At 34.0% G+C, this 25752-nt stretch carries 22 protein-coding genes and 1 tRNA gene; 14 read left to right on the top strand and 9 right to left on the bottom strand.

The features are described 5' to 3' along the window. Positions 1–116 precede the first annotated feature (116 nt). From DMB68_RS21110 to DMB68_RS21120, 3 genes are all read right to left on the bottom strand, one after another. Positions 117–776, bottom strand: a complete 660-nt coding sequence (locus tag DMB68_RS21110) for a hypothetical protein (RefSeq protein ID WP_110348622.1) — start codon at positions 774–776, stop codon at positions 117–119. Between the two features lie 108 nt (positions 777–884). Then, the gene (locus DMB68_RS21115) at positions 885–1142 is read right to left on the bottom strand and encodes a hypothetical protein (protein WP_042563947.1); all 258 of its coding nucleotides are present in this window, start codon (positions 1140–1142) and stop codon (positions 885–887) included. A gap of 91 nt (positions 1143–1233) precedes the next feature. After that, a complete protein-coding gene (locus tag DMB68_RS21120) occupies positions 1234–1647 on the bottom strand; it encodes a helix-turn-helix domain-containing protein (RefSeq protein ID WP_042563948.1) in 414 nt (137 codons plus the stop codon). Between the two features lie 173 nt (positions 1648–1820). Between DMB68_RS21120 and DMB68_RS21125 the strand changes: the two genes are divergently transcribed. From DMB68_RS21125 to DMB68_RS21145, 5 genes are read left to right on the top strand one after another with little or no spacing between them, the layout of a single operon-like run. Continuing rightward, entirely contained in the window at positions 1821–3458 is a 1638-nt protein-coding gene (locus DMB68_RS21125; RefSeq protein WP_110348623.1) for a hypothetical protein, read from the top strand. An 11-nt stretch (positions 3459–3469) separates the two neighbouring features. Continuing rightward, positions 3470–4306: a hypothetical protein gene (locus tag DMB68_RS21130; protein WP_110348624.1), complete on the top strand. Its 837-nt coding sequence runs from the start codon at positions 3470–3472 to the stop codon at positions 4304–4306. Then, positions 4293–4655 (top strand): hypothetical protein, encoded by a 363-nt coding sequence (locus DMB68_RS21135; RefSeq protein WP_110348625.1) that lies wholly within the window; start codon positions 4293–4295, stop codon positions 4653–4655. The genes DMB68_RS21130 and DMB68_RS21135 overlap by 14 nt, the downstream gene beginning before the upstream one ends. Before the next feature lie 11 nt (positions 4656–4666). Next, complete coding sequence (locus DMB68_RS21140) at positions 4667–5224, top strand: hypothetical protein (protein WP_110348626.1); 558 nt, start codon at positions 4667–4669, stop codon at positions 5222–5224. A gap of 57 nt (positions 5225–5281) precedes the next feature. Then, the gene (locus tag DMB68_RS21145; RefSeq protein WP_110348627.1) at positions 5282–5626 is read left to right on the top strand and encodes a hypothetical protein; all 345 of its coding nucleotides are present in this window, start codon (positions 5282–5284) and stop codon (positions 5624–5626) included. Positions 5627–5873: 247 nt separating this feature from the next. Here the strand turns inward: DMB68_RS21145 and DMB68_RS21150 are convergent, their stop codons facing one another. Both DMB68_RS21150 and DMB68_RS21155 read right to left on the bottom strand, forming a co-directional pair. Continuing rightward, positions 5874–7031 carry an IS3 family transposase gene (locus DMB68_RS21150; protein ID WP_110348628.1) on the bottom strand — a complete coding sequence of 386 codons (1158 nt, stop codon included), beginning with the start codon at positions 7029–7031 and terminating at the stop codon, positions 5874–5876. Between the two features lie 36 nt (positions 7032–7067). After that, positions 7068–8159: an IS3 family transposase gene (locus tag DMB68_RS21155; RefSeq protein WP_110348629.1), complete on the bottom strand. Its 1092-nt coding sequence runs from the start codon at positions 8157–8159 to the stop codon at positions 7068–7070. Positions 8160–8408: 249 nt separating this feature from the next. Between DMB68_RS21155 and DMB68_RS21160 the strand changes: the two genes are divergently transcribed. From DMB68_RS21160 to DMB68_RS23815, 4 genes are all read left to right on the top strand, one after another. Then, complete coding sequence (locus DMB68_RS21160) at positions 8409–8723, top strand: hypothetical protein (protein ID WP_110348630.1); 315 nt, start codon at positions 8409–8411, stop codon at positions 8721–8723. A 150-nt stretch (positions 8724–8873) separates the two neighbouring features. Then, a complete protein-coding gene (gene mobA, locus DMB68_RS21165) occupies positions 8874–9308 on the top strand; it encodes a conjugal transfer protein MobA (protein ID WP_110348631.1) in 435 nt (144 codons plus the stop codon). A gap of 369 nt (positions 9309–9677) precedes the next feature. Further along, positions 9678–9938 (top strand): hypothetical protein, encoded by a 261-nt coding sequence (locus DMB68_RS21175; RefSeq protein WP_086894140.1) that lies wholly within the window; start codon positions 9678–9680, stop codon positions 9936–9938. Between the two features lie 10 nt (positions 9939–9948). Beyond that, on the top strand, positions 9949–11601 hold the full coding sequence (locus DMB68_RS23815) for a recombinase family protein (protein ID WP_394335925.1): 1653 nt from the start codon (positions 9949–9951) through the stop codon (positions 11599–11601). Here DMB68_RS23815 and DMB68_RS21185 read toward each other — a convergent pair. Next, a tRNA-Met gene (locus DMB68_RS21185) sits at positions 11561–11633 on the bottom strand. The genes DMB68_RS23815 and DMB68_RS21185 overlap by 41 nt on opposite strands. A gap of 431 nt (positions 11634–12064) precedes the next feature. Here DMB68_RS21185 and DMB68_RS21190 point away from each other — a divergent pair. From DMB68_RS21190 to DMB68_RS21210, 5 genes are all read left to right on the top strand, one after another. Further along, positions 12065–13522, top strand: a complete 1458-nt coding sequence (locus tag DMB68_RS21190; RefSeq protein WP_110348633.1) for an ice-binding family protein — start codon at positions 12065–12067, stop codon at positions 13520–13522. A gap of 75 nt (positions 13523–13597) precedes the next feature. Next, positions 13598–15604, top strand: coding sequence for an OmpA family protein (locus DMB68_RS21195; RefSeq protein ID WP_110348634.1), 2007 nt, complete (start codon positions 13598–13600; stop codon positions 15602–15604). Between the two features lie 272 nt (positions 15605–15876). Beyond that, positions 15877–16758: a GTPase Era gene (gene era / locus DMB68_RS21200; RefSeq protein WP_026985744.1), complete on the top strand. Its 882-nt coding sequence runs from the start codon at positions 15877–15879 to the stop codon at positions 16756–16758. Between the two features lie 335 nt (positions 16759–17093). Beyond that, positions 17094–18404: a ribosome biogenesis GTPase Der gene (gene der / locus DMB68_RS21205; RefSeq protein WP_110348635.1), complete on the top strand. Its 1311-nt coding sequence runs from the start codon at positions 17094–17096 to the stop codon at positions 18402–18404. A gap of 155 nt (positions 18405–18559) precedes the next feature. Further along, on the top strand, positions 18560–21349 hold the full coding sequence (locus DMB68_RS21210; protein ID WP_110348636.1) for an outer membrane beta-barrel protein: 2790 nt from the start codon (positions 18560–18562) through the stop codon (positions 21347–21349). Positions 21350–21512: 163 nt separating this feature from the next. Here the strand turns inward: DMB68_RS21210 and DMB68_RS21215 are convergent, their stop codons facing one another. The 3 genes from DMB68_RS21215 to DMB68_RS21225 all read right to left on the bottom strand — a co-directional run bounded on the left by DMB68_RS21215 (position 21513) and on the right by DMB68_RS21225 (position 25664). Next, positions 21513–22250 carry a DUF2490 domain-containing protein gene (locus DMB68_RS21215; protein WP_110348637.1) on the bottom strand — a complete coding sequence of 246 codons (738 nt, stop codon included), beginning with the start codon at positions 22248–22250 and terminating at the stop codon, positions 21513–21515. Between the two features lie 163 nt (positions 22251–22413). Further along, positions 22414–25002 carry a TonB-dependent receptor gene (locus DMB68_RS21220; RefSeq protein WP_110348638.1) on the bottom strand — a complete coding sequence of 863 codons (2589 nt, stop codon included), beginning with the start codon at positions 25000–25002 and terminating at the stop codon, positions 22414–22416. Positions 25003–25250: 248 nt separating this feature from the next. Next, entirely contained in the window at positions 25251–25664 is a 414-nt protein-coding gene (locus DMB68_RS21225) for an RrF2 family transcriptional regulator (protein WP_110348639.1), read from the bottom strand. Positions 25665–25752 lie beyond the last annotated feature (88 nt).

A 25752-nucleotide genomic window follows, 5' to 3' on the forward strand; every position in this document is an offset into this window, starting at 1 on the left:
AAAATAGTTTGTATATACAAGCAAGAAGATTTAGTAAAAATTGAAGGTATAAAATAAGAAGAGTAATTAGGTTTTAAATGATCCTATTTAAATAAATAATGGTATGGTAGCATAACTTATTTAAGACGTTCAGCTGAAAATTTTTCTGCAATGACATATGGCTGTTTCAGATAAAAGTCGTTCGGACTCACATCTTCGTTTCCAAATATCAAAATTTTGCTTTTTTGTTTGTGTACATAGCGTTTATCAGCTCCGGTAACTTCATGAGTAACGTTAAATGTAAGGTTATGTTTTGCACAAACTTCTTTGATAGGTTTGCCTATTGATTTGGGAATACTTATATTTCTTTTGCTGAAGATTCTATAATGTTCTTCACTATTCCATAAAATGTCTGGGACAGTAATCCAGTTTCCGGTCTCTCTTTCAAGTATCATAGAAATATCAGCAATAAATTGATTAATATCTTTAGGTACTCCAATTATTTCGCATTCAAGTTCATTATGATTGTAGAGAAGTAATGCTGGATGTTTATCTGAAATTTTTAATCTAGTATATGGCAGGAGGATATTCCAAAAGAAACCATGATATTTTTCAGTGTTTCTGCAAGTTATTTTCCACTCTTCACGTTCGATGGGAATATCATAACTGGTTTGATTAATTGAAAAAATCATCTCCACAGTATTATCCGATGTTTTGAAGGTGAATAATTCAAGTTTAAAATCACAGTTTTGATAAAAATCATCGGTATGTGTTCTTTTAATTAAATCTTCTATCATAGAGTCTTAGTGTAATTGTTATATCAAAATCGGTATATGTAAAGTATTTAGTAATCTGTCAAAAATAATTTCGTTTCTATCCATTTCCGATGAAGTTGAAAAAAAATACTACTTAACTGTGCTGAGTAATGTAATAATATCATTTACGTTATGAGAAGAAATATAATCTAATATATAATTTTCTGCTTCTTTTTTGAGCTCTGTAGAAGTTGAAAAAGTGTTCATGTAGAAATCTTCATTTTCATCTTCAATATGAATAATTTCAGTATAGCCTTTACTAATTAATGTCCCTTTTAGTTTTAGTACTTTAAGCTCACTTTCCCTGCTAATTTCTTTCTTTATTCTCAGCTTTATAGTTTTATTCATGGTATTTTATTTTATAATTTATGCAAATATTTGACAACAAAAAAGAGACTCGAAAGTCTCTTTTTGGAATTAATATATCTTTTATAAAAGCTTATTTTGCTTTTAGTAATTTTTCCAAATATTCGACTTTGTCTTTTTCAGCTTGAACCAAACGTTCGTATAGTTTGATCTGTTGTTCGTGAGATTCGATTAATTTATCCAATGGGCTAAATGTGCAATGATTCGCATTGAATGCACCATGCGTAAAACTATTGTCATTAAAATTATTAAAATAATTAAACACACCCTCTTCTGAAAAATTCTTAATTGCTTCCACAGTTACTCCCAATGCTTTTGCTACTTCTTTTAATTTTTCTTCTTCTATTGTTTCGCTGTTTTCCATAATAGAAATAGCCTGCTGATTTGTTCCCATAGCTTGTGCCAATGCTTCCTGTTTCATGTCTTTTAGTTCACGAATACGACTGATTTTTCGTCCTATGTGATTTGGTTTTGTTACTGTACTCATAGCTCAAAGATAATAATTAAGAATAAAAAAGTAAGTCTCCTGTATGATATAGAAAAAGTCTTGTACGGTACAATACAAATTGATACGGTACAGTACGACTAATCACTTACTTGTCTGTGTGTTAAACAAAAATACAATTTTTCACACAAGTATTAATTAAAAAAAATAAAATTATGAGTAGTGTAATTCAATTTCAAGATCAGAAAGAATTGGAGAATGCCGTTAGAGAGCTCCAATCATTTATGGACATTACAGCGGTCACCCTGCATGAGGCAGAGACCGCGGGTAAAAGAGGTTATATATTTACTATAATCTTAAGGGAAGATTCACAGCAGATTGCATCGGAAATGTATGACTGGGCGGATAAGGTTTTAAAAAAATATCCGTCCGTTCCTTATGTAATTATAAATCTATGGGATGTACTGCATCGCTTAAAGCATGGGAGCTTGTATTATCTAAAGTGGTATTTATCAAACATAAGCCTGTTTAAAAACGAGGAGTTTGATTTTAAGATTACAAAAGATATTCCGACTGTATCTGTTCTGCTTAAAAAAGCAGTAAAGAAAAACCGCGGGCTTTTAGCCAAAGCAGAATCATTAAGAAGAGGTTCCCAGCATTATGAAGGAACAAATAACCATTATATGGCACTCTATACAATCCATCAGGCGGTAAACCTTCTTTTTGGTATAATCGGAGAACTGGTCATGGGAAAATCTCATTCGAATCACTATACATTAGATCACTTAAATACGATAAAGGAATATGCACCTATCTTGAAGCAGGTGTTCAATACTGATCATGATAAGGATAAAGAAATTGCAGATTTACTTGATAGAGCAAGGATTGAATTTCCTTATGGAGGCAAAACAAAGATTAAGAAAGACAGGGTTAAGCAAGCACAGAAGAAACTTTACCGCATCTTAAAAGAAACTAAAAAGATCTTCCAAGACCAGCTTTCTTACTGTGAGGAAAAATCCGTTTTTTTTATTGAACCAAAACAGAATCCAGAAATTTTAAATGATGCAGTAATAGACTATGAGAAGATTGTTAGTGATACCGTTACGTCCTATCTTAAGACTGAGGCAGTTTATTGTTTTGGAACAGTGGAAAAAAGGGTTAAATACTTTTATCTATTAGTGCTTGTCAAAGAAAGTAAAGCAAATGCAGTGCATGATCTGGCTGATATTATTAAAAGTAGAACCAAAGAGCATTGCACAGCAACACTTTTGATTCATCATATTTCTGAGCTTAAGAGCGCAACAGGTGATCAGAAGTATTTCTTTTTAAATATTATAAAAAACGGAAAGGCTTTGTTTAAAAAAGAATCTGCTGTTCTGGAACTTGGAGATCTTCCAGTCCGCAGTGTAACATCGGCAAAAGAATACCTGTGCTACAGAAATATTGTGGTAAACAATATGGAAAGATGGCAGGAAGATTATGAATGGGCATGTTATGCTCCTCTTAAAGGTTTGATGCTCCATACTATGACAGAGCAGATCTGTCTTGGGATGATCCGTTTGTTTATGGGATATTCTCCAAATCATTTTTCCCTTTCCTATCTATTGGAAATCTGCGATCATTTTAACCCTGAAATAAGCAGTTACTTTCCGAGGGATACAGAGCAGGACAGAAACTTGTTTACGATATTAAGCAGGTCATTTGCTTCGCTGAGATACAGCGGTGCTGATACTTTTTCTGAACTGGATATGAATCTCTTACAGGATCGATACAATGATTTTGCTGGTTTCTGCACAGGTGTTGTACAAGATGAATTAAGACGTACTGAGAACTTGATTTCGGCTGAACTTTAAACAGAAAGATCATGTACTATAATATTTTAACACAGAAAGACCATGCCAAATATAGGGCAGTCAAAAAAACAGTGAAGCTCTTAGTAGAGTTTGTAGAAGCTGATTGTATTTACTTTTCGGATTCTGCTGTAGAATCAAAAATAGGGATTCTGACAATTGTTGTGAGCAAAAAAAGCCCCCATTACTATGACGATGTTGTCTTCCATTTATGGAAAGTAGTTGAAAAATACAATAATTTTTCATTTTGTTTTTTTGACAGGGAGTGTATAAAGAGAGAAGTCGGAAAAGGAAATTTATTTTTTCTTTTCAATTGTAAAGAAATAGATCTTGTGTATAGAAACTCTGGAGGGAAACCTGTTGTGGATATAAAAAAATTAAACATGAAACGGCTTTTGAAAAAGACTGTTGCAAATTATCAAATGTGGATATCAGAGGCCAATACTATTGGCAGAGATTTAAAGTATCACCGTGGAAACGAGAATCATTTAATGGCATTGTATGTTATACATGAGCAGTTTCGATATCTTTTTATTAATACCTCATGGGTTCTAACGGGTGAATGGGTGATGGTTGAAAATATTTCAGACCAGCAGGAGCGTATTGCGAAGTTTAATAGTGCCTTATGTAGAACTTTTGATTTAGATAACAAAGAAGAGAAAGAACTTTTAAGAAAGCTTGATCTTGCCCGAAAAGCTGTTCAGTGGGGAGAAGAAATTGAACCGTTAACTGCAGAAATTGTTGAATCAGCATATGAAAAAATGCAGTGGCTGATGAGTGAAGTAAAAAAAATGTATCAGCAGTATGCTGAGCAAACCAAACAAATATTTAAAGAATATGGAAACCAATGAAAATAAAAAGGGGGATGATTTTATCAAAGAACTGAAAAGCAGTTTTTATTTTAGAACATTGACCCCGCAGAGAGAGAAAGAAGGTATTTATCATGCAGATATAAAATTTACGAGCTACATAAAACTCATTTATACAATACAGGATCTGCTAAAAATTGCACTTCACACACTAGAGAATTCAGATCTTGAGAATTCCAGCCAAATCGAAGATCCCTCTTTTCATCTTACGAGTATTTTGGAAATTGCAATACAGCTAATGCCGTGTAGTGAAGCGGAAGGGCTTGACAAACTGCATAAGCTTTATTTAGAGATTAATAGCGAAAATAAAAATGAAAAAATGGATAACTAATTTTTTAAATCATGAAAAAGAAGAAAAATAACTTTGAGACTAGGTTCTGGGCTGGATTTGAGGCAGGAAATCCATTTGAAGCATCTGATGCCCTTTTTGATTTTGCACATCTTGACTACTATAAACGAAATTTAACACAGGCAGTACTGTACAGCTTTAAAGAAGAAATCTGCAGTAATGATAGACCAAGCGAGATTTTTATATTCTATAAAGCAATATGCTCATTTTTGAAAACATACTACTGCTTGTATAAAAAAAGCAGTAATTGGAGAGTGAAAGAGTCAATCCGCACAGAAAATGTATTTCATCTCACTTCACTGACAAAGCAGGAATATGACAATCCTTTCGCCGTATTTCGAAAGGCATTTGCAGAGAAAAGCCTTAAGGAGTTTGAATTTTTCCTTTCTGAAATAGTGAGCGTTTCGTTGTCTCCGTACAAAGGAGACGGTGATATTGATCTTACAACTCCGTATATCCATTTAATAAAAATGCTTGATGCGGGAGAGCTTATGCGTGAAAGAGGGCTTGAGAAAATAAAAAAAGTTAATGAATCTAAAGAGAATGCCTAATGCTGAAATTACTGCATCAATGCATATAACTCGATTTAACTAGTAAAATATATAGATATGAAAAAAAATAAAATTAAATTAAATGATCTGGTTGAAAATCCGGAGCATTACTTTATAATGCTTAAACCTGCATCAAAAATGCGAAACGATATACATAATCTGGAGATAAATGTTCAGGGATATTCCGATCTGTTTTGTATGATTATGGATTTACTCAAAGCAGGAATGCTGGCATTAGACGGAATGGAAGTCAGTACCAATAATAGTCCGAGGCATGTTGAAAGATACGTTTACAGCCTTTTGAGAATAATAGAAATGCTAATTCCATTGGAAGAAGGTGACTTACTGGATATGCTCCACAAGAAATATTTAAAAGAAAATAAAAAGAGCACGACGAACTAATCTATGTCCATTTATAATTTTAATAAAACGGCGACTTTGGAGACGTTTTCCAGCCCCGCAGGGCAAGTTGTTTTGAGATGCTGAATTCATTTCAAGCATCTCAAAACACAACTTGCCGTTGTCCCGTGACAACTTATTTAGGAATGGATTTAATTGAAAGGGCTTGATGCCCTTTTTTATTGTAATGGTTATACGTTATTATTGAGATGTGTACAATGCAATGCCGGATTATTAATGTACAATGTGATTATATTAAATGTAATCTATCAAATTCTTCGATTGTTTTATGGTCTAAAAATGAATGCCTTCTTTTTTTATTATACCAATTTTCAATATATTCATATACATCGGCTCTCATCTGTTTTCTGGTTAGGAGTTTATTCCCGTTAATTAATTCTCTTTTAAAAGAGCTGAAAAAACTTTCACAAACGGCATTGTCATTATGATTTTGCCTACGACTCATACTACGTATTACACACTTATAAGAGTCTAGTGTACTAGCGAAAATTTTATTAGCATATTGAACACCTCTATCAGAATGAAAGATTAAATCTTTAGTAATTTTCCTGTTCTTAACTGCCATTTTCCAAGCGGGTAAAATTGTTGCTTTGGTACTCATTTTTGTGCTTAAAATCCATCCTATTATTTTTCTATCAAATAAATCCATAACAACCGTAAGATATAAAAAGCCTTTTTTTGTCTGTATATATGTTATGTCTGAAACCCAAGCTTTAGCAGGCTCACTGACTGTAAATTCTCTATTTAAAACATTTGGAACGACATATAAATTATGATGCGAATCAGTTGTTAACTTAAACTTTCTTTTAACTTTTCTACGCAAGCCCAACATTCTCATGTATTTTTTTACTGATGAGTTTCTTATTTTAAACCCTCTGCTTTGTAGTTCCTTTGTAATTTTAAAACATCCATATGTTCTCTTGAATTCATAATAAATGTTCATAATTTCTTGTTTTAATAGAATTATTCGAGCTTCTGAATCAGTAAGTTCTTGTTTTTTTGTTCTATAATATGTGGTTTCTGAGACGTTTAATACAGTTAACATTTTTGCAATTGAAAATTTATATTTATTTTCTTCGATAAAGTTTTTAGTCATTATTTTCCCTTGAGAAACATATTTGGTTCCTTTACTTAAAATCTCGAGTGTAATTTTTGAATTTTTAATTTTCTTTTCAAGGTCAGTGATTATGGCTTTTTCAGGAGTCAATTTAGGGTGACCCCGTCCACAAAAACTTCCTGTTCCAAATTTTTCAAAGTCTTGTCGCCATTTATACAAGGTATCTGGAGTTATTCCTAGTTCCCTTGCAAGGCTTGCAGTTTGCCTATTGCCTCTCTTATAACTTAATTTAACTGCATTTTCTTTAAAATTACGTTCGTATTTTTTCATAGTCTGAAGTTTGGTAATTTATAGCGGAATATCTTTTTAATGAAGATTTTCAATATATTCAGATATTTTTTCTTCCATTTGTTTTTTAGTCAGAAGAACCTTTAAATCAGTTAATTCAAATTTGAGGGAAATAAAAAAGTTTTTAGCCACAGCATTATCTAAATGATTCTGTGTCCTGCTCATACTTCGTATAATATTTTTATATGTGTTTAATTTACGGGTAAATATCTTATTAGCGTATTGAGGGGATCTATCGGAATGAAATACTAATTCCTTTTTTGTTTTACGATTTTGAATAGCCATTTCCCAAGTAGGCAAAGAAGTTTCCTTTATTGTCAACCCTTCACTCAAATTCCATCCAACAATTTTTCTGTCAAATAAATCCATAATAATAGTTAGGAATAAGAGTCCCTCCACTGTTTCTAAGCTTGTTATGTCCGATATCCAAATCTGAGAAGGCTCGTCAGCTTTAAACTTTCGATTTAGAACATTAGGAAAGATACAAGGATTATGGGGAATAAATGATGAGCCAGTTGTTTTATGTCTGCTACTAAGCTTACTTACAAGACCGAGTTTTTTCATATGAACAGATACGGAACACTCTTTTAATTTAAAACCTCGACTTTGTAATTCTGCAGTAATTTTTCCACTGCCATACAGCCCTTTATTTTCATAAAATATAGAAGTTATTTCTTTATCTATTAAAGTTGTTTGAAGTTGTTTGGGAGAAAGTAATTTATCTCGCCATCTATAATATGTAAATTCTTCTATGCCTAAAACTTTACACATTTTCCAAAGCGGATATTTATTTAGATTGTTTTTAATAAAATGAAAAATCATTGGTTTGCCTTCAGGGATATATTTGCTTGCGCTCTTAAAAATTTCAATTTGAAGTTCTAATTCTTTAAGCTTTCTTTTAAGTTCAGAAGATCTTTTTTGTTCGGGGGTTCTAAAATATCCACGCCCGCAGAAACTTTCTGTTCCGTATTTTTGAAGTTCAGCTTGCCATCTGTAGATGTTTGTGGTAGCTATGCCCAGTTCTTTAGCCACCTTAATAGGATTTGTTTCAAGTGCCATTTGTACTGCATTTAGTATGAAATCGCGATCGTAAATTTTACGTTTTTCCATTTCTTAAATTTCAAATTCTATACTTATGTGAATTTAAGAAATATAATGGCATTGAGTTATAAATAATAAAAGATAATATTAGCTAAGTATTTCATTATATGTGTATTAAAAATTAACTCGATTAGAGTTAAAACTTAAAATGGCTACCTGTGCATATTATTATTTACTCATGCAGGTAGGCAAGTCTTAAGGTATTCAAGTAATCAAGCAATGAAGCAATCATATATTCAAGTGCGCAGGTAAGCATGTATGCAGGTTGGCATTCCTGCCTGCAAGCCAGCAGGCAGTCACGCAATCAAGCGTGCAAGTATACACAAAGGTCAGCGGTTGCCAAGCCAGTCCAGCAGTGCCTTAAAAAAAATATTTTTCCAAAAGAAAACAGAAAAAATGAAAAAAGAAAAAGAAAGCAATCCCAAAGGACGGGATTCAGACAGGCCAAAAGGAATCGGAATAAGTCCCGAAGGGTGTCTTGAGAGGAACGAGCAAGGCATTATGCCGAAGTCTTTTTGCCAGACTGTTAAGCCCGTCATACCTTCGGTTTCTTTTTATTATTTCTTTGGATAATTATAAATAAAAAGAATTCCAATATTAAAGGTTTAAGACTGGGCTAAGAACAAAAAGCCAAATGCTTCCAACTGCTTCCACACACTTCCAAATTGGATTGTAACTCTGAGTATATTTTATATTGGTTTAAAGAAATTGAAATAAGAAGTTATGGAAAATGAAGAAAAAAAGAATCGGAATAAAGGAGGAAGACCTTCCAAAATAGATCCCGCCGTCCACCGCTATTCCATCAGTCTTACTGCAGAAGAAAATGCACGCTTCCTGACTCTTTTTGAAACCTCAGGGATGCATGTAATGGCACACTTTATTACAGCGTGTGTTTTTCAAAAAGGAATAAAAACAGTTAAGATTGATAAAGCGACAATGGATTATTATATGCGCCTGACCTCATTTTACAGCCAGTTTAGGGCTGTCGGGGTAAATTACAATCAGGTTGTAAAGATTTTATATCAAAAATTTTCCGAAAGGAAAGCTTCGGCATATCTGTACAAACTCGAAAAGCAGACAATAGAACTCGTTGTTTTATCTAAAAAGATAATACAGCTTACAGAGGAATTTGAAGAAAAACACATTAAAAAGCCTTGACATAACAGCGAAATTTCAAGAAATATAATTCTACAGACGTGTTTAATTCGCGTCTAATGTATGAAACATGATTTTCAGTGTGCCATATATAAAGAATTGATAAGATACATTGGTAAAATTTTATTAATTGCTGTTTATCGAAAAAACACCTTTCGGTTTGTTCTAGCCAAGCTTTAATTATTGAAATTGCTGTAAGCCTGCAATTTTCGTTTTCGATATTATGTCTTTGAAAGACAAGGAGTACCAGTGGCACTATAAACGTCATAGCTTCAAACATGCATAATTATATTTATTAAAATAAATATAATTATGTGTAATTAGGAAGGATCGTGAAAGCGGTCTTTTACAGTTTAGAGCAGGAGGTGCACGATGAGAAATGAAAGAACGGATAAAAGAAAAACCACTATAGGCAGGGAGTTAGTAGAGCCACATGCTGAGAGCACAAATATAATGCTCGAACAAAGAGAGAGCGTTTCTGGTAATGAGAAAGGAAAAACCGTAAAGAATCAGCAAAAATTAACTATTGAAGAATTAAGAAGTTGTAAAGGTTTTGAAACAATATCCGAAGCGGAAGGACAGGAGATAATTGAAAGCCTGTTTCAATTGGCAGTAATAGTTTATAATTTTTAAAACTAAGAATATGAGTATTGAAAATTTCAAAAAATTTCAAAAAGAAAAACTAACTCAAAAAGATGAGGTAAAAGAAATTTGGGGTTACACTAGGGTAAGCTCAAAACTACAGTTAGTAAATAATAGTCTGGAGGAACAGCGCAGTGAAATAGTTCAGTTCGCATCTAGGAATGGCTATACACTTAAGAACATACTTGGAGGTACTTATGAAAGCGCCTCGGGAGATTTCACAAGAAAAGAGTTTACAAAACTATTGGAAGAAGTTAAAAGCTCAAAGCAGAAACCTTTCGCAATTGCCATTAAATTTATCAGTAGGTTCTCCAGAACAGGAGGCAACGCTATCACTATTGTGCACGAACTAGTTGATAAGCTGGGTGTTCATCTAATCGAGACATCATCAGGACTATGCACCAATGATGAATACAGTAAACTGGATATTTACAGCAAGCTCTTGGATGCCAGAAGGGAAAACATGGACAGATTAGAAAAAACAATTCCTGGCATGAAAGCACTGCTAAGGTCAGGGAACTGGCTTGGCAAAGCTCCCAGAGGCTATACAATGCGGGGGAGAAAAGTAGGTGACTATGCCTTAATGCAGGACACGCAGTCTATTACAATCAATCAGGAAGGAGAGATTTTAAAAAAGGCATGGAAATGGAAACTTGCAGGGGAAAGAGATTATGTGATCAGACAGAAACTTGAAAAACTGGATTTGATTATTTCAAAGCAGGGGATTAGCTCTATGTGGCGCAACCCTTTTTATTGCGGGATCTTAGTTAATGCATTAATTGAAGAACCAGTGAAAGGAAACTGGGCGGGATTAGTTAGTGAAGAAGATTTCCTGAAAGTTGATAATATGCTTTCGGAAAACAACGTAATCACTGTTAAAGAATATTGTAAAACTAAAGTCAATGAGTTTAGACCCCTTACAGGATTTTTAAGATGCGAGTGCGGATGCCTGCTGACAAGTTATGAGGTTAGAAAAAAGAAAGCACATTATTATAAATGTCAAAAGTGTAAAAATGCCAGTTTTAATGCTCTGACCACTCAAAAATCAAAAATGGAAGGTTTGAATGATTCTTTTGAAAGATTATTGTCAAGGTATACATTAAATTCAAAATTTGTAGAGCCTTTTAAAATACAGTTAAATAAATTCTTTGATGCTGTGAACGCAGAGGCTAAAGATGAAACGAAAAGCTTACTTCTAAAGAAAAAAGAGATTGAAACTAAAATTGAGAATTTGGATAAACGCTATTTTGAGAATACAAATTTTGGAGATGATAAATACAATAGATATGCGCTTCAGTTTGAGACCGAATTAAAGATGATTGAAAGCCAGATATACTCCAATGCAAAAAAAATATCTAACCACAACAGACATATCGATAAGGTAGTTGAAAAAGTCTCGAACATCAGTAAATACTGGAGTGAGGGAGATATAGAGAGTAAAATAAAAATTCAAAACTTGGTATTTCCTGAGGGATTGTCAATTAGGGCTGAAAACAGGCAATATCTAACCAATAAGGTTAACCTTGTTTTTAGGTTAGTGTCAACATTTACAGGGCTTGATACAGGTAATAAAAAACAAAAAACCCATCAAAATTTTGATGGGTTATTCTCTGTAGCGGGAACAGGACTCGAACCTGTGACCTTCGGGTTATGAGCCCGACGAGCTGCCTACTGCTCTATCCCGCGATGTTTCGGGTGCAAATATACGTCGTTTTTTTAGAAATGCAACCAAAAGTTTAAAAAATGTTTTATTTTCTGTATTAACTTAATATAGATATAGTTACGCGAGTTAAGGAAAAGTGAGTTGGATTTATCTGAATATTTTGAAATGAATATCTTTAAAAATTCAGGCTTTTGCAATATCAAATTAAAGAACAAGTCAATTATAGCATTTCTAACTTAATCTCAAAGGAATTGCTTTTGATGTTTTTAATAACATATTTTTAAAAATTTATATAAATTATTGAAATTTTATTAATTTAATATCTATAAAATTATTATTATGTAAGTTTTTTCAGGATGTGAATACTACAACTCTCAACTATAATCGTATAATGTTTTCCACTTCATTGGGGTCATCTTTGCCTTAACAAATGTTTAACGTTAATAAATCCCAAATGAAAAAAATACTACTCACAATCGCAATACTATTTATTGTTTTAATTTCAGGATGTGCAAATGATGATTTCGAAGAAATTGTTGGTGTATGCCCTGTTGTATTATCAACGAACCCGGATCAAGGTGCTATTGGTATTCCATTAAACCAAATAATTTCAATCAACTTTAACGAAGAGATGAATCCGGAAACTATAGACGGATCTTCCATTATCATTACAACACCAGCAGGCGTGACTGTTCCAGGGACGGTTACCTACTCAGGGACAACAGCAACATTTACTTCCACCAATGCACTTACACCTAATACTATTTATAGCGGTAGAGTGAAAACATTGGCGAAAGATACAAATGGCAATGCTTTACAAACCGACTTTGTATGGTCATTTACCACAGGTATTGCACCAATTGTAAATTCAACTAATCCTGAAAATAATGCAACGGCTGTTCCACTTAATAAAATCATTACGGCTACGTTTAATATGCCGATGAATCCCCTAACCTTAAACGTTACAACATTTACTGTCAAACAAGGTGCAAATACTATATTAGGAGTTATTTCTTACTCTGGATCTATGGTTTCTTTTACACCTTCTGTTCAATTAGAAAGCAATAAAATATATACAGCTACCATAACTACAGGAGCCAGTAATGCTGCAGGAACACCTTTAGCTGTAAATTATGTTTGGAACTTTACCACAGTGTCTCCCGTAATTGGTAATCCTCTACCGTCAAGTACAAGTAATTTGTTCTTTGGTGTTTTCGGAGGAAACGCCGGAATGACTAATCAGGGATTATTTACGGTAGTTAATGGAAATATAGGAACAACAGCCGCTTCAACTTTAATGACAGGTTTCAGAGAAGTATTGACAGGTGATGTTTATACGGTGACTTTTCTTAACCAGGGACTTGTTATGGGTGAAATATTCGCAGCTGCTCCTGCACCAGGAAACGCTAACAAAGCAGCGGAAGCATTAGTTGGACTAAATGCAGCAAAAGATGCATACCTAAGTATTTCTCCGGCTTCAATGCCAGGCGGTATTGATCCGGGGGCAGGTGAACTAGGTGGATTAACATTAGCCCCTGGAGTTTATAAATCGGACAGCGGTACTTTCGACATAACAAATGGCGATCTTACTTTAGATGCTAAAGGCGATCCTAACGCCATATTTGTTTTCCAAACGGCTTCTGCTTTAACAGTAGGAGATTCATCACCGAGCAGTGTTAAATTGATAAATGGAGCCTTGGCTAAAAATGTATATTGGTATGTAGGCAGTACAGCGGTAATTAACTATGCTGGTGGCGGAGTTATGACAGGGAATATTATTGCGAATTCCGGAGTGACTTTATCTTCTCCTGCCAATAGTACAAATGCCAATGTAACTACATTAAATGGCAGGGCAATATCACTTGTTTCTTCAGTCACTATGGTAAATACGGTTATCAATGTACCTAACTAATCATAACTGAATTAATATAAAATATAGAATCCCATCTTAGAATGGGATTCATTTCAACAAAATAAAAAAATAAAAATGAAAGATAAAACTAATTTTAAACAAGGTTTGTACATTCCATTGTTCCCAAATCTTCTAACACTTAAAAGCATTCTAACAGTTGCTTTGGTTTGGTTAAGTATTCACGTACCGGTTCAGGCTCAGGAAATACAATACACAAAACCTACCTGGTGGTTTGGTGTGGCTGCGGGTGCCAATTTTAATTTCTATGATGGTTCAACCTATAAATTGAATGCTGGTTTTACACCTCCGGCTACTTTTCATGAAGCAAAAGGTGTGGGATTATTTGTAGCCCCTCTTTTAGAATATCAACGTCCAGATTCACGGTTCGGTTTTATGCTGCAAACCGGATACGACAATCGCAGAGCTAAGTTTGAGCAGGTGTTAACCGCTTGTGACTGTCCTGCCGATTTAAAAACGAATATTAGTTACATTACGGTAGAACCAAGTTTACGTTTTACACCATTCAAATCTAATTTTTATTTATTTGGAGGGCCGCGTCTTGCTTTTAATGTGGATAAATCATTTACTTATCAACTAGGCATCAATCCTGCTTTTCCTGATCAGGCTGCAAGTCCTGAAATAAAAGGTGATTTAAGTGATGTCAAAAAAACGATCATTTCGATGCAAATTGGGATGGGGTATGATTTTCCTCTTTCGTCGCAAAACAGTAAAACACAATTTGTACTTTCTCCTTTTGCCTCATTTCATCCTTACTTTGGACAGGATCCACGCTCTATTGAAACATTGAGCATCACAACCATAAGAGCCGGTGTGGCACTTAAATTTGGTCAGGGAAGTCCGATAGATAATGCAGTTGCAGATCCTGAAGTTCAGTTTTCGGTTAATGCGCCTGCTAATGGTGCGCCACAGCAACGTGTAAGGGAAGTTTTTCCACTAAGAAATTATGTATTCTTTGATACTGGTTCATCTGAAATACCAAGCCGTTACAAACTGCTTAAAAAGGATGAGGTAAAAGACTTCAGGGAAGATCAATTGGAAATGGTAACGCCAATCAACCAATCAGGTCGTTCAGAACGACAAATGAATGTATATTATAATGTGATCAATATTTTGGGAGACCGTATGATAAAAAATCCTCCAACTACAATTACATTAGTGGGATCATCTGAACAAGGGGAACCGGAAGGTAAAGAAATGGCGGAATCAGTAAAAAAATATTTGGTAGATGTTTTTGGAATCAATTCTTCAAGAATTACGACAAAAGGACAGCTGAAACCAAATATTCCTTCAGAACAGCCAGGAGGAACACTTGAATTGGATTTGCTTCGCGCAGGCGACAGAAGGGTTTCAATTGAGAGTAGTTCTCCGGTATTATTGGCAGAGTTTCAAAGTGGTCCTGATGCTAAAACAGCAAATACAGCAGCTTTGCAAGAAGCACCAGCTTCAAGTAATGTGGTTTTTGATGTAAAAGGAGCTAATGAAGCTTTCAATGCGTGGTCAGTACAAACCAAGGATGAAAATGGAAAAGTGCAGTCTTTTGGTCCTTATACTCAGGAAAGCGTGAGCTTGCCTCGTAAATCTATTTTGGGTGACAAAACAGAAGGAGATTATAAAATTACATTGACGGGACAAACTAAAAGTGGTAAGTCCGTAACTAAAGAAACTTCAGCGCATATTACACGTTGGACTCCGGTTAAGATCGAAGATGGAATTAGATACAGTATTATTTTTGAATTCAACGAATCAAAAGCAATCACTATTTATGAAAAATATTTAACAGAAGTTGTAGCGCCTAAAATTCCAATGAATGGAACGGTTATTATCCATGGTCATACTGATATTATTGGAGACGATGACCACAATTTAAAATTGTCTGAGGCACGTGCAAATGAAGTCAAAAATATTATCCAGAATGCTTTGGCAAAATCAAACAGAACAGATGTGAAATTTGAAGTAACGGGTTACGGAGAAGATTCTAGCCGCTCACCATTTGACAATAAATATCCGGAAGAACGTTTTTACAACCGTACCGTAATTATTGATGTTTTTCAAAAACAGTAAATTTTAATACGTTTATAATAGTTAAAGGACAGGTCTTATAGCCTGTCCTTTTTTTATGGATAAAAGCCTTTGAATCAGTTTGTAGGTTGTTGCGTGTTTTAAAAAATTCGGTAATTCTTATGGAAAGTATTGGATTCCATCGTACCTTTGTGCCCGAAACATCAAGAAATAAAGGAGTTGGCTCAGCATCGGATTTATGAATTCTAAAATTAAAACGAATTCAAATCATCGAGTAAAAATCGATACTTCACTTGATTAAAAGTACACATATTATGTCACATAAAGCAGGTTTTGTAAACATTATCGGGAATCCAAACGTTGGAAAATCAACGTTGATGAACGCCTTTGTTGGAGAAAGATTATCGATTATTACATCAAAAGCACAAACAACCCGCCATCGTATTCTTGGAATCGTGAATGGCGAAGATTTTCAACTTATATTATCGGATACCCCAGGAATCATCAAACCCGCTTATGAAATGCAGGAGTCGATGATGAACTTTGTGAAATCGGCTTTTGAAGATGCTGATATTTTAGTTTACATGGTCGAAATAGGAGAGCAGGACTTAAAAGACGAAGCTTTCTTTAATAAAATCATTCATGCTAAAATTCCGGTTTTGTTGTTGCTGAATAAAATCGACAATTCAAATCAGGAACAATTAGAAGAACAAGTGGCGTTTTGGACAGCAAAAGTGCCAAACGCAGAAATCTTCCCTATCTCAGCGCTACAAAATTTTAATGTACCGGAAGTTTTCAGCAGAATTATTTCTCTATTGCCAGAATCTCCTGCCTATTATCCAAAAGATCAGTTAACAGACAAACCGGAACGTTTTTTCGTAAACGAAACTATTCGTGAAAAAATCTTGTTGAATTACAGCAAAGAGATTCCGTATGCGGTTGAAATAGTAACAGAAGAATTTTTTGAAGACGAAAAAATCATCCGAATCCGTTCGATCATTATGGTAGAACGTGAAACTCAAAAGGGAATTATCATCGGACATAAAGGAGCTGCTCTTAAAAAAGTTGGAACCGATGCTCGTGCCGATTTAGAGAAATTCTTCGGAAAACAAATTCACATCGAACTAGTCGTAAAAGTGAATAAAAACTGGAGAAGCAATGCTAATATGCTGAAACGATTTGGATATAATCAATAAGAGTTTTTGTTTGTTTCAGGTTTCAGGTTTGAAATTTGATACGAAAAACTTCTTATAAATTTTATGCCCTAGCCCTGATAGAAGTGGAAATCCTTTTGTGGCGCTTCTTTAGCGACATAAAAGATTGAAACGGATAGCAGGATTAGCTCCTGAAAACCCTTATTAAATAACAGGAAAAATAATAAAAAACTCAGGTATTTAGAAAGATAGTGACTAAGCCACTTTTTTAACTACCTTTGCAAAAAATTAAAATAAAGCATTTTGGATTTATAAGTGATTGATTATGGGAGACTAAAATCAAAAAATCTAAAGTCTAAAATCTAAAATTCAAAAAAATGAATAACATTGTTGCGATAGTAGGAAGACCTAATGTGGGGAAATCGACCCTTTTTAATAGGCTGATACAAAGAAGAGAAGCTATTGTAGATTCAGTATCTGGGGTTACCCGTGATAGAAACTATGGTAAAAGCGAGTGGAATGGAAAAGAGTTTTCTGTAATTGATACCGGCGGATATATTCGTGGATCTGATGACGTATTTGAAGGTGAAATCCGTAAACAAGTAGAGCTTGCTATCGATGAGGCTGATGTTATTATTTTTGTGGTTGATGTAGAAGAAGGAATTACACCAATGGATGAAACCGTTGCTAAATTGCTTCGTAAAGTAACAAAACCAGTTTTATTGGCCGTAAATAAGGTTGATAATGCCATGCGTGAGAAAGATGCTGTTGAGTTTTACAACCTTGGTTTAGGAGAATATTACACATTTGCAAGTATTTCAGGAAGCGGAACGGGAGATTTATTAGATGCTTTGATTGACTCTTTCCCAGAGAAACCAGAACCAGTTCAGGAAGAAGTGGTTTTACCGCGTTTTGCTGTTGTAGGTCGCCCAAATGCAGGTAAATCAAGTTTTATCAATGCATTAATTGGTAAAGAGCGTTTCATGGTAACGGATATTGCAGGAACCACGCGTGATGCTATTGATACAAAATTTGACCGTTTTGGTTTTGAATTCAACTTGGTGGATACAGCGGGAATCCGTCGTAAAGCTAAAGTGAAAGAAGATTTAGAATTTTATTCTGTAATGCGTTCTGTAAGAGCAATTGAGCATGCAGATATTTGTATATTGGTAATCGACGCAACCCGCGGATTCGAAGGTCAGGATCAGAGTATTTTCTGGCTGGCAGAAAAAAACCGTAAAGGTGTTGTAATCCTGGTAAATAAATGGGATTTGGTTGAAAAAGATACCATGTCTACACGTGATTATGAGGAAAAAATCAAAAAAGAATTAATGCCGTTTACAGATGTGCCAATTCTTTTCGTTTCGGCATTGACAAAACAACGTTTGTTGAAAGCATTGGAAGCTACAGTTCAGGTTTTTGAAAACAGAAAGCAAAGAATTGCGACTTCAAAATTCAACGAATACATGTTGAAAGTAATTGAAGCTTATCCGCCGCCGGCGACAAAAGGTAAGTATGTGAAAATTAAATATTGTATGCAATTGCCAACTCAAACGCCTCAGTTTGTGTTTTTTGCTAACATGCCACAATATGTTAAGGAACCATATAAGAGATATCTTGAAAATAAGATTAGAGAAAATTGGGACTTTGCAGGAGTTCCGATAGATATTTATATCAGAGAAAAATAAAGTTTTAAGTCCCAATTTTGGGACTTTTTTTTTGCTTTTTTCAATTAAAAAATAGATCTGATCAGTATAAAAGGCATCATATTTGACAAAAGTTGAAATCACAAATTAAACCTTTTGATTCTTTAAAAGTCTTATGGTTCTAACTTAACCTTTTTATGACGAGATTATATTCTTTTTTATTGCTTTTTGTTTTTGTTTATTCGGCACATTCCCAAAATGATATTGTTGTCAGAGGAACTGTTCTCGATGTAAACACGCAGTTGCCAATGGAACTTGCAACTGTTTATTTTACTACTGTAAAAGATTCTACTGTTCTTGATTATGCGACCACTGATAAAAATGGCGCTTTTAGAATGGATATTAAAAAATATGATAAACCTGTTTTTCTAAAAGTGAATTATATGGGATATCAAACCTATTTTGAAGAATACAAAGGACTTTCTGAAAGCAAAGATTTTGGCAAAATATATTTAATTGAAAATGTCAATGCGCTAAATGACGTAGTTATAAAAACAGAAGCTCCTCCGGTTACAATTAAAAAAGATACATTAGAGTTTAATGCAAGTTCTTATAGAGTGCGCCCGGATTCGAATGTAGAAACCCTGCTGAAGCAATTACCGGGTTTTGATGTTGACAATGATGGTAAAATTACCGTGAATGGACGCGAGGTAAATCAGGTTTTAGTTAATGGAAAAACATTTTTTGATAAAAATGGTGCCATTGCGATTAAAAATTTGCCTGCAGATATTATAAAAAAAGTTCAGGTATCGGATTTTAAAACTAAAAAAGAGGAACTTTCAAAACAGGAATCTACTTCAGATTTTTCGAGTATCAATATCACTATTGATGAAAAGAAAAATAAGGGTTATTTTGGTAAAGTAATGGGAGGTTACGGTACAGATGACCGTTATGAAGTTAATGGTAATTTAAATTATTTTAATAATAAGCAAAAAATAAGTTTGCTGCTCACTTCAAATAATATTAATGCAACCGAATTTGCAAAAGATGATGTTTTTGATAGTATGGGAGGCGGAAGGACCAATACGAGAGGAGGAAATTCAAATTCCGGAGGCAACAAAGGTATTATACAGTCTAATTTATTAGGGATTAATTATTCTGATGACTGGAGAGAAGATTTGCTTGCTATGGGGAGTTATAATTTTTCGAACACGGTAAATAAAAACGAGAGTAACTCCAATCAGCTTAGTCTTTTGCCAACCGGAAATATTATTACTGATGCTGATTCTAAATCCAGAAATGAAAGTACTGGCAATAACGTGAATTTTGAACTGGAATATAAAATTGATCCTACTTCCAGAATTGTTTTTACGCCAAAAGTGAGTCAGTCAAGAAATATCGGCCATTCCGAGTCAAACAGTACTTCTGTGGATGAAAACAATAATCCGTTGAATAATAGTGATTCGAGATCGGATTCTGAAGGTGATAGCATGAATTTTGGAAACACAATCAACTATAATAAAGCTTTTGAAAAAAAATCAAGAAATTTAAGTTTTGTTTTCTCTAATAATAATACAGGAAATGATTCTGAAACAATAAATATTTCTAATACATTTTTTGAACAGGGAGATCGTCCGGATGAGATAAGAAATCAAAAAACAGCAAAGAAAAGCAGTAGTGATTCGTATTCAGCAGATTTAGAATATACAGAACCTATAACCGATTCATTAAGAGTTAGATTTGGTTCTGATTTTGACTGGAAAAGCAATACTAATGACGAAAGAACATTTAGTTTTGATTCTGAAACGGGTGAATATACTGATTTTGATCTGGCTTTTAGTAATTATTCCAGTTCAACTCAAAATTCAGTTACACCAAAAGTGGGCGTTACTTTACAGAAAAATAAGTATACCCTTAATATTGACAGTAGGACTTCAATAGTAAATTTTGATAATCATTCATTATACTTAAATAATCCAACAGATTTAAGTAAAAAGTATGCATTGCCTTTTGCGACTGCCTTGTTGAGATACAAGTTCAGCCGCTCTAAAAATTTATCATTTAAATTCGATTATTCAAATGCATTGCCTTCTGCAGCTCAATTAATGCCGATTGTAAATTTGAATAATCCTCTTAATACAATAGTTGGTAATCCAGATTTGAATCCTGTTGAAAAGAGCAGTGTTAATTTTAATTTCAGAAATTATGATTTTCGTTCCCGTTCAGGGTATAATTTTTCTTTAAAAGCAGATTATTACAACAACTCTATTGAGTCAACTTCCGTTTATGATGAAAGTGGAAAAAGAACTACTACATATGTAAATATTTCCGGGGTATACAATACTTCTCTTGGTGTAAACTGGAATCAGTCTATAAAGGAGGGAGTACATGCATTACGATACGGCTTTGGTTTAAACGGAGGCTATACTTTTGATAAAGGATTTACAAATTCTGTTTTATATAATGCAAAATCAATTTCCATATCACCAAAAGCTTATTTATCATATGATTATGGAGAAATACTAACTATTGCACCTTCTTATGGTTTGTCATACAGCCAGTCAAATTATGAAAATACTTCCAGAGATGCGACTTCAAATGTGGTACACAGAGCTAATGTGCAAACAACTACTTATTGGCCTGAGAATTTAGTTTTTGGAAATGATTTTGGATATACTTACAATTCAAATATCTCAGATGAATTTAAAAAAGATTTTTATTTATGGAATACCAGTTTGTCATACGGTTTCTTAAAAAAGACAATGTTTCTTAAGGTAAAAGTTTATGATGTTCTGAACCAAAATCAAAGTGCTACAAGAACCATTTCTGCAACTTCGGTGCGTGATGAAGAAAATATGGTTCTGAAACGTTATGCAATGTTTTCTATAGCTTATAAAATTGGAAATTTTGCTGCAGAAAAAGGAAAAAGAAGAGGGGGAGAACGAGGAGAAAGAGGAGACCGAGGTGGAAGAGAAACAGAGGGATAATTTTTATTCTAAAATGCCAAAGGTAATAATTGAGTTTTTTTTAGAAAGAAAATCTCTTATATAAAAGAACAAACTCCAGCTAAAAACTGGAGTTTGTTCTTTTAATAACTGTTCCAAACTTATAAGAATTAGAATTTCAAATATTTAATAGTCCTCCTATGATTTAATTTTTTTTGTCAATTCTGTGATACACGGTAAAACGAATAATATCACGATTATAAAAATCAACACCGCTGGCACGTCGCTGAAAATTTTTTAAATATCCTAATTCCAAACCAATATTGGGGTTGAAATGATAGCGTAAAGCTCCATAAATTCGGTTCTGATCAAAAGTGTTGTTTTTATTATCTTTTCCGTGATTGAATAAAATTTCATCAGATATGGTTCCTTTTAAACTTCTTTTTTCTTTTGCCCAAAGTGTAAAAGTCGATTGCAGGCGATATCTGAACCGAAAAGAAAAAGAGTAATCGTTTAATAGTTCTGTTTTCGTTGCTTTTTGTATAAAGCGTTCTTCAAGCTGAAAACGGTTGTGGAAAGTAATTTTTGCAAGGTCATTAATAAGAGTAACATCTTGTTGAATACGATATTCGGGTATGGAGAATTCAGGATCAGACAAAGGGGTTTGGGTATTAACACTAAAATAAGCAAACCCGCCGCCTAAATCAACATGCTGACTGGCTCGATATCTTCCCTGAGTCCTGAAAACAAATACGTTTTCGTGAATCGGATTCAAAAAACTTCGATTATCAAATTCAGAGTGCAGGGACCATTTTTCAGATATTGGCAAAATATTATAATATCGAATCCAGGTTAAAGTTTGTTTTTCGATGTTTTTTTTGCTTTGAGCTACAGTAAATTGACTTAAAAATGCTAAAAAAAGAAAGAATCTGAAAAATTTCATCTATGCTGTATAAATTCAAGCTGCGAATATATACAAATGAATGATGATTTTGGACAGAATAAAAATTGTTTTAAATTCTATTTTGTGAATTTAAAATTTAAAAAAAACGAGATGCACTTATAAAATGCATCTCGTTTTAACCAAACTAACTGTACTTATTTTATTATAGCGAATATTTTAAAGTGATTCCGTATGTTCTTTGGTCACCTAATACAGCTGCATAGTGTCCTGCATTTCCACCTGCTGGCAATAATTGTTCGTAATAATCTTTGTTTAAAATATTACGTCCCCAGAAGTGAACTGATAAACCATCAGTTGCACGGAAACCTAAACGAGCATTAAAAATAGCATAACCCGGAACTATTAAATATTTTGAAGCTGAAGGACTTGATGAAAATTCAGATCTGGCGTAGCTATCAAGAGCTATAAAGAATTTTCCAGCATTCCCAAAAAATCTTGCATCGTTTGTAAATTCACCTCCTAAGCTTCCTGCCCATTTTGAAACACCAGGTAAATCAGAGCCTGAAACATCTTTGTATGCTACAGAAGATCCTGTTTCTTCTAATGGAAGTGGTGCATTTTTAAATGTAACGTATTTACCGTCAGTATAAGTTCCAGCTGCATAAACGCTAAACTGTCTGTTAATCACAAAACTTGCGTCTAATTCTGCTCCTCTTACACGTACTTTATCAGCATTCGCAAGATATCCACGGTTTACACCTAATTCAGCAGCCTGAACGTTGGTTTGAAAGTCTTTAATGTCTGTATTAAATAATGTGAAGTTCAATATTGAATTTCTGAATGGAGAGGTTTTTACACCTACTTCATAATGGTTTACATCCTCAGGTTTAATTACTGCCAAATCAGCCAGAGTTTGACCTGCTGCTGGTGTTGGTAGTCCTGCTACATTCACACCAATTGGCTTATAGCTTTTTGCATAAGTAACATAAGCATTGATTTTATCAGTTGCTTTGTAAGATACTGTTACGTTTCCAGAGAAATCTACTTTGTCTTCGTTTGCATCAAAAGCCTGATTTGTGTAAACAGCTCTCTTAATAGCTAACAATTGTGGATCAGTAGTTTGAAGACCACCATACGTTTCACGTAGGTAAGTTGCATCCTTTTTATCATAATTGTATCTTAGACCCGGTAAAAAGTGTAAACCTTCTATTATCTCCCAGTCTAATTGACCAAAGATCGCGGCACTTGTTGATTTGATTCCAGCATTTGTTTTAATTCCGTATCCTTCAAGAAGACCTGGTTCTGCCCATCTTGCTAATGGAACAGGCGTAGACACGCCTCCAGCAGGAGTGTAATTTACAGGTGATTGAGAAAATCTCCATTGTGCATTACCAGATTCTTCTGTACCACGTATTTTTACTTCCTGATCAATGTAGAATACCCCGACAACACCACTTAATTTAGATGTAAGTTGGCCAGCATAGCGAATTTCCTGAGTTAATTGTGTATGTCTTGCAGGATTTTGTGATTTAGCAAGTACTTGTAAACCTGTAAAATCTCTGTCATTTGATGGATCCCATGTCCAGAATCTCCAAGCAGTAGTTGAGGTAAGTGTTCCTCCGCCAATTTTTGTGTCAATATTAAGAGAGGCACCACCTAAATCTTGTCCTGATCGCCATGGTGTATCCTGGTCAATTTTACGGTCAAAAGCATTTCTGCTTGGAAGTTGGTAATTCAAATCAGCAATAATGGCATCAAACTGACGGTAAGCTGCTCTTTTAGTAGGAGCAACACCTGCAATTACCTGTGCATATCCATCCGGACGTTGCGTAGTAAGGTCTGCCGCCAATGTGATATTAGTATTTTCTGATGGTGTATAAAGTAATTGTCCTCTAAATCCTTGATTGTTAAGAGTGTTTGTGGCTCTTCCTGTGGCAACATTATCAATTAATCCATCACGTTGTGTTCCAGAAAATGATATTCTTCCTGCAATTTTTTTACTCAAAGCACCGGTAACAGAAGCTTTAGCTTGTAAATAACCATAATTTCCATAGCTTAATTCAAAGTCAGCACCTGACGTAAAACTTGGTTTACGGGATGTGATGTTAAAAGCACCTGAAGTAGTGTTTTTACCAAACAATGATCCTTGTGGTCCGCGTAATACCTCGATTTGCTCAACATCAATAAAATCTAAAGTTGTTGCTGCCGGACGAGCGTAATAAACACCATCAACATAGAAACCAACACCCGGATCAATACCATCGTTAGTAAGACCATATGGAGAGCCTAAACCACGAATATTAATTCCGGTATTTCTTGGGTTGGATGAATATAATTGTACAGATGGAACCAATTCTTTTATACGATTTACGTTAAAAGCTCCGGCTTGCTCAGCTTGTTTACCCGTTACTACTGATACTGCAATTGGAATATCCTGAACTTTTTCTATTCTTCGTCTGGAAGATACTACCACTTCAATAAGTTCGTTTTCTTCTTTTAAAGAAACTTCTAAAACTGGCACTGGTAAAGTAGTTACTTCTACTTCAGTAGTTTTGTAACCTACATATTGTACTAAAAGAGTAAAAGGAAGTTTTTTGCCATCTGTGTCAAGGTTAAACTTTCCACTTTCATCTGTAACAGTGCTTATAGTAGTTCCTTTGATAACTATGTTAGCTGCACCTAAAGGGTTTTTTTGTGAATCTGTGATTGTACCTTCAATATTTTGTGCAAATGATACTGAAAAGGCTAAAATTGATAGTATTGTAAATATATTTTGTATAGAATTTTTCATTTTTATAGTATGTATATGTGATTAGTAGAATTTAAATTTAAATTTTTTTTACCAGCACATACACATCATAGAAGAGTTGTTTTTCACAGCAGTGAAATTTTTATTATTGCTTTTTTGCAAAAGATTAGAGACATAAGACTTACTTAATTTTACTTTCATCGGTTTAAAATTTGTAAATGATTTGTTAATTATTTTTTGGCAAATATATATAAAATCTATCAATTTGGTAGGGTTTTGAAAATATTTTTTTATTTTTTTATAAGTGAAGCAATTGTAATGTTCTGCATCGCCTTTAAAGTTTCATCGCGAATGATCATTAAACCGTGGCGCAGACTGCATTCTTCCTCGGTTTTACAATCTAAACAACGCTCATAAAAATTTAAAGATGCACAAGGCAAAAGTGCAATTGCTCCATCAAATAAACGATGAATTTCTGCCAAAGTAATGTCGTTTTTAGATTTTATCAGATAATAACCACCAAATTTTCCTTGCTTGCTGCTCACAAAACGTCCTCGTTTTAGATCTAATAAAATTTGTTCTAAAAACTTTTTAGGAATATTAGCACCATCAGCAATTTCTATAGTTTTAGAAATGTGATCTTCATCTTGTTCTGCAAGATAAAGTAAGGCTTTAAGGGCGTATTTTGCTTTATGTGATAACATCTATAGAAATTATGAATTATAAATTGTTAATTATGAATGACAAATTTAAGCTAAATCATTGTAAAAATTAGCCTAAGATGAAAACTTG

It is taken from the genome of Flavobacterium hydrophilum (assembly GCF_003202405.1).
Taxonomy (GTDB): Bacteria; Bacteroidota; Bacteroidia; order Flavobacteriales; family Flavobacteriaceae; genus Flavobacterium; species Flavobacterium hydrophilum.

Excerpts from the sequence above, each read along its gene's own strand:
- DMB68_RS21120 (WP_042563948.1), bottom strand. The coding sequence starts at position 1,647 with ATGAGTACAGTAACAAAACCAAATCACATAGGACGAAAAATCAGTCGT.
- DMB68_RS21225 (WP_110348639.1), bottom strand. The coding sequence starts at position 25,664 with ATGTTATCACATAAAGCAAAATACGCCCTTAAAGCCTTACTTTATCTT.
- der (WP_110348635.1), top strand. The coding sequence starts at position 17,094 with ATGAATAACATTGTTGCGATAGTAGGAAGACCTAATGTGGGGAAATCG.
- DMB68_RS21155 (WP_110348629.1), bottom strand. The coding sequence starts at position 8,159 with ATGGAAAAACGTAAAATTTACGATCGCGATTTCATACTAAATGCAGTA.
- DMB68_RS21135 (WP_110348625.1), top strand. The coding sequence starts at position 4,293 with ATGGAAACCAATGAAAATAAAAAGGGGGATGATTTTATCAAAGAACTG.
- DMB68_RS21145 (WP_110348627.1), top strand. The coding sequence starts at position 5,282 with ATGAAAAAAAATAAAATTAAATTAAATGATCTGGTTGAAAATCCGGAG.
- DMB68_RS21110 (WP_110348622.1), bottom strand. The coding sequence starts at position 776 with ATGATAGAAGATTTAATTAAAAGAACACATACCGATGATTTTTATCAA.
- DMB68_RS21130 (WP_110348624.1), top strand. The coding sequence starts at position 3,470 with ATGTACTATAATATTTTAACACAGAAAGACCATGCCAAATATAGGGCA.
- DMB68_RS21220 (WP_110348638.1), bottom strand. The coding sequence starts at position 25,002 with ATGAAAAATTCTATACAAAATATATTTACAATACTATCAATTTTAGCC.
- DMB68_RS21160 (WP_110348630.1), top strand. The coding sequence starts at position 8,409 with ATGCAGGTTGGCATTCCTGCCTGCAAGCCAGCAGGCAGTCACGCAATC.
- DMB68_RS21190 (WP_110348633.1), top strand. The coding sequence starts at position 12,065 with ATGAAAAAAATACTACTCACAATCGCAATACTATTTATTGTTTTAATT.
- DMB68_RS21215 (WP_110348637.1), bottom strand. The coding sequence starts at position 22,250 with ATGAAATTTTTCAGATTCTTTCTTTTTTTAGCATTTTTAAGTCAATTT.
- mobA (WP_110348631.1), top strand. The coding sequence starts at position 8,874 with ATGGAAAATGAAGAAAAAAAGAATCGGAATAAAGGAGGAAGACCTTCC.
- DMB68_RS21115 (WP_042563947.1), bottom strand. The coding sequence starts at position 1,142 with ATGAATAAAACTATAAAGCTGAGAATAAAGAAAGAAATTAGCAGGGAA.
- DMB68_RS21175 (WP_086894140.1), top strand. The coding sequence starts at position 9,678 with ATGAGAAATGAAAGAACGGATAAAAGAAAAACCACTATAGGCAGGGAG.
- DMB68_RS21140 (WP_110348626.1), top strand. The coding sequence starts at position 4,667 with ATGAAAAAGAAGAAAAATAACTTTGAGACTAGGTTCTGGGCTGGATTT.
- DMB68_RS21195 (WP_110348634.1), top strand. The coding sequence starts at position 13,598 with ATGAAAGATAAAACTAATTTTAAACAAGGTTTGTACATTCCATTGTTC.
- DMB68_RS21210 (WP_110348636.1), top strand. The coding sequence starts at position 18,560 with ATGACGAGATTATATTCTTTTTTATTGCTTTTTGTTTTTGTTTATTCG.
- era (WP_026985744.1), top strand. The coding sequence starts at position 15,877 with ATGTCACATAAAGCAGGTTTTGTAAACATTATCGGGAATCCAAACGTT.
- DMB68_RS23815 (WP_394335925.1), top strand. The coding sequence starts at position 9,949 with ATGAGTATTGAAAATTTCAAAAAATTTCAAAAAGAAAAACTAACTCAA.
- DMB68_RS21150 (WP_110348628.1), bottom strand. The coding sequence starts at position 7,031 with ATGAAAAAATACGAACGTAATTTTAAAGAAAATGCAGTTAAATTAAGT.
- DMB68_RS21125 (WP_110348623.1), top strand. The coding sequence starts at position 1,821 with ATGAGTAGTGTAATTCAATTTCAAGATCAGAAAGAATTGGAGAATGCC.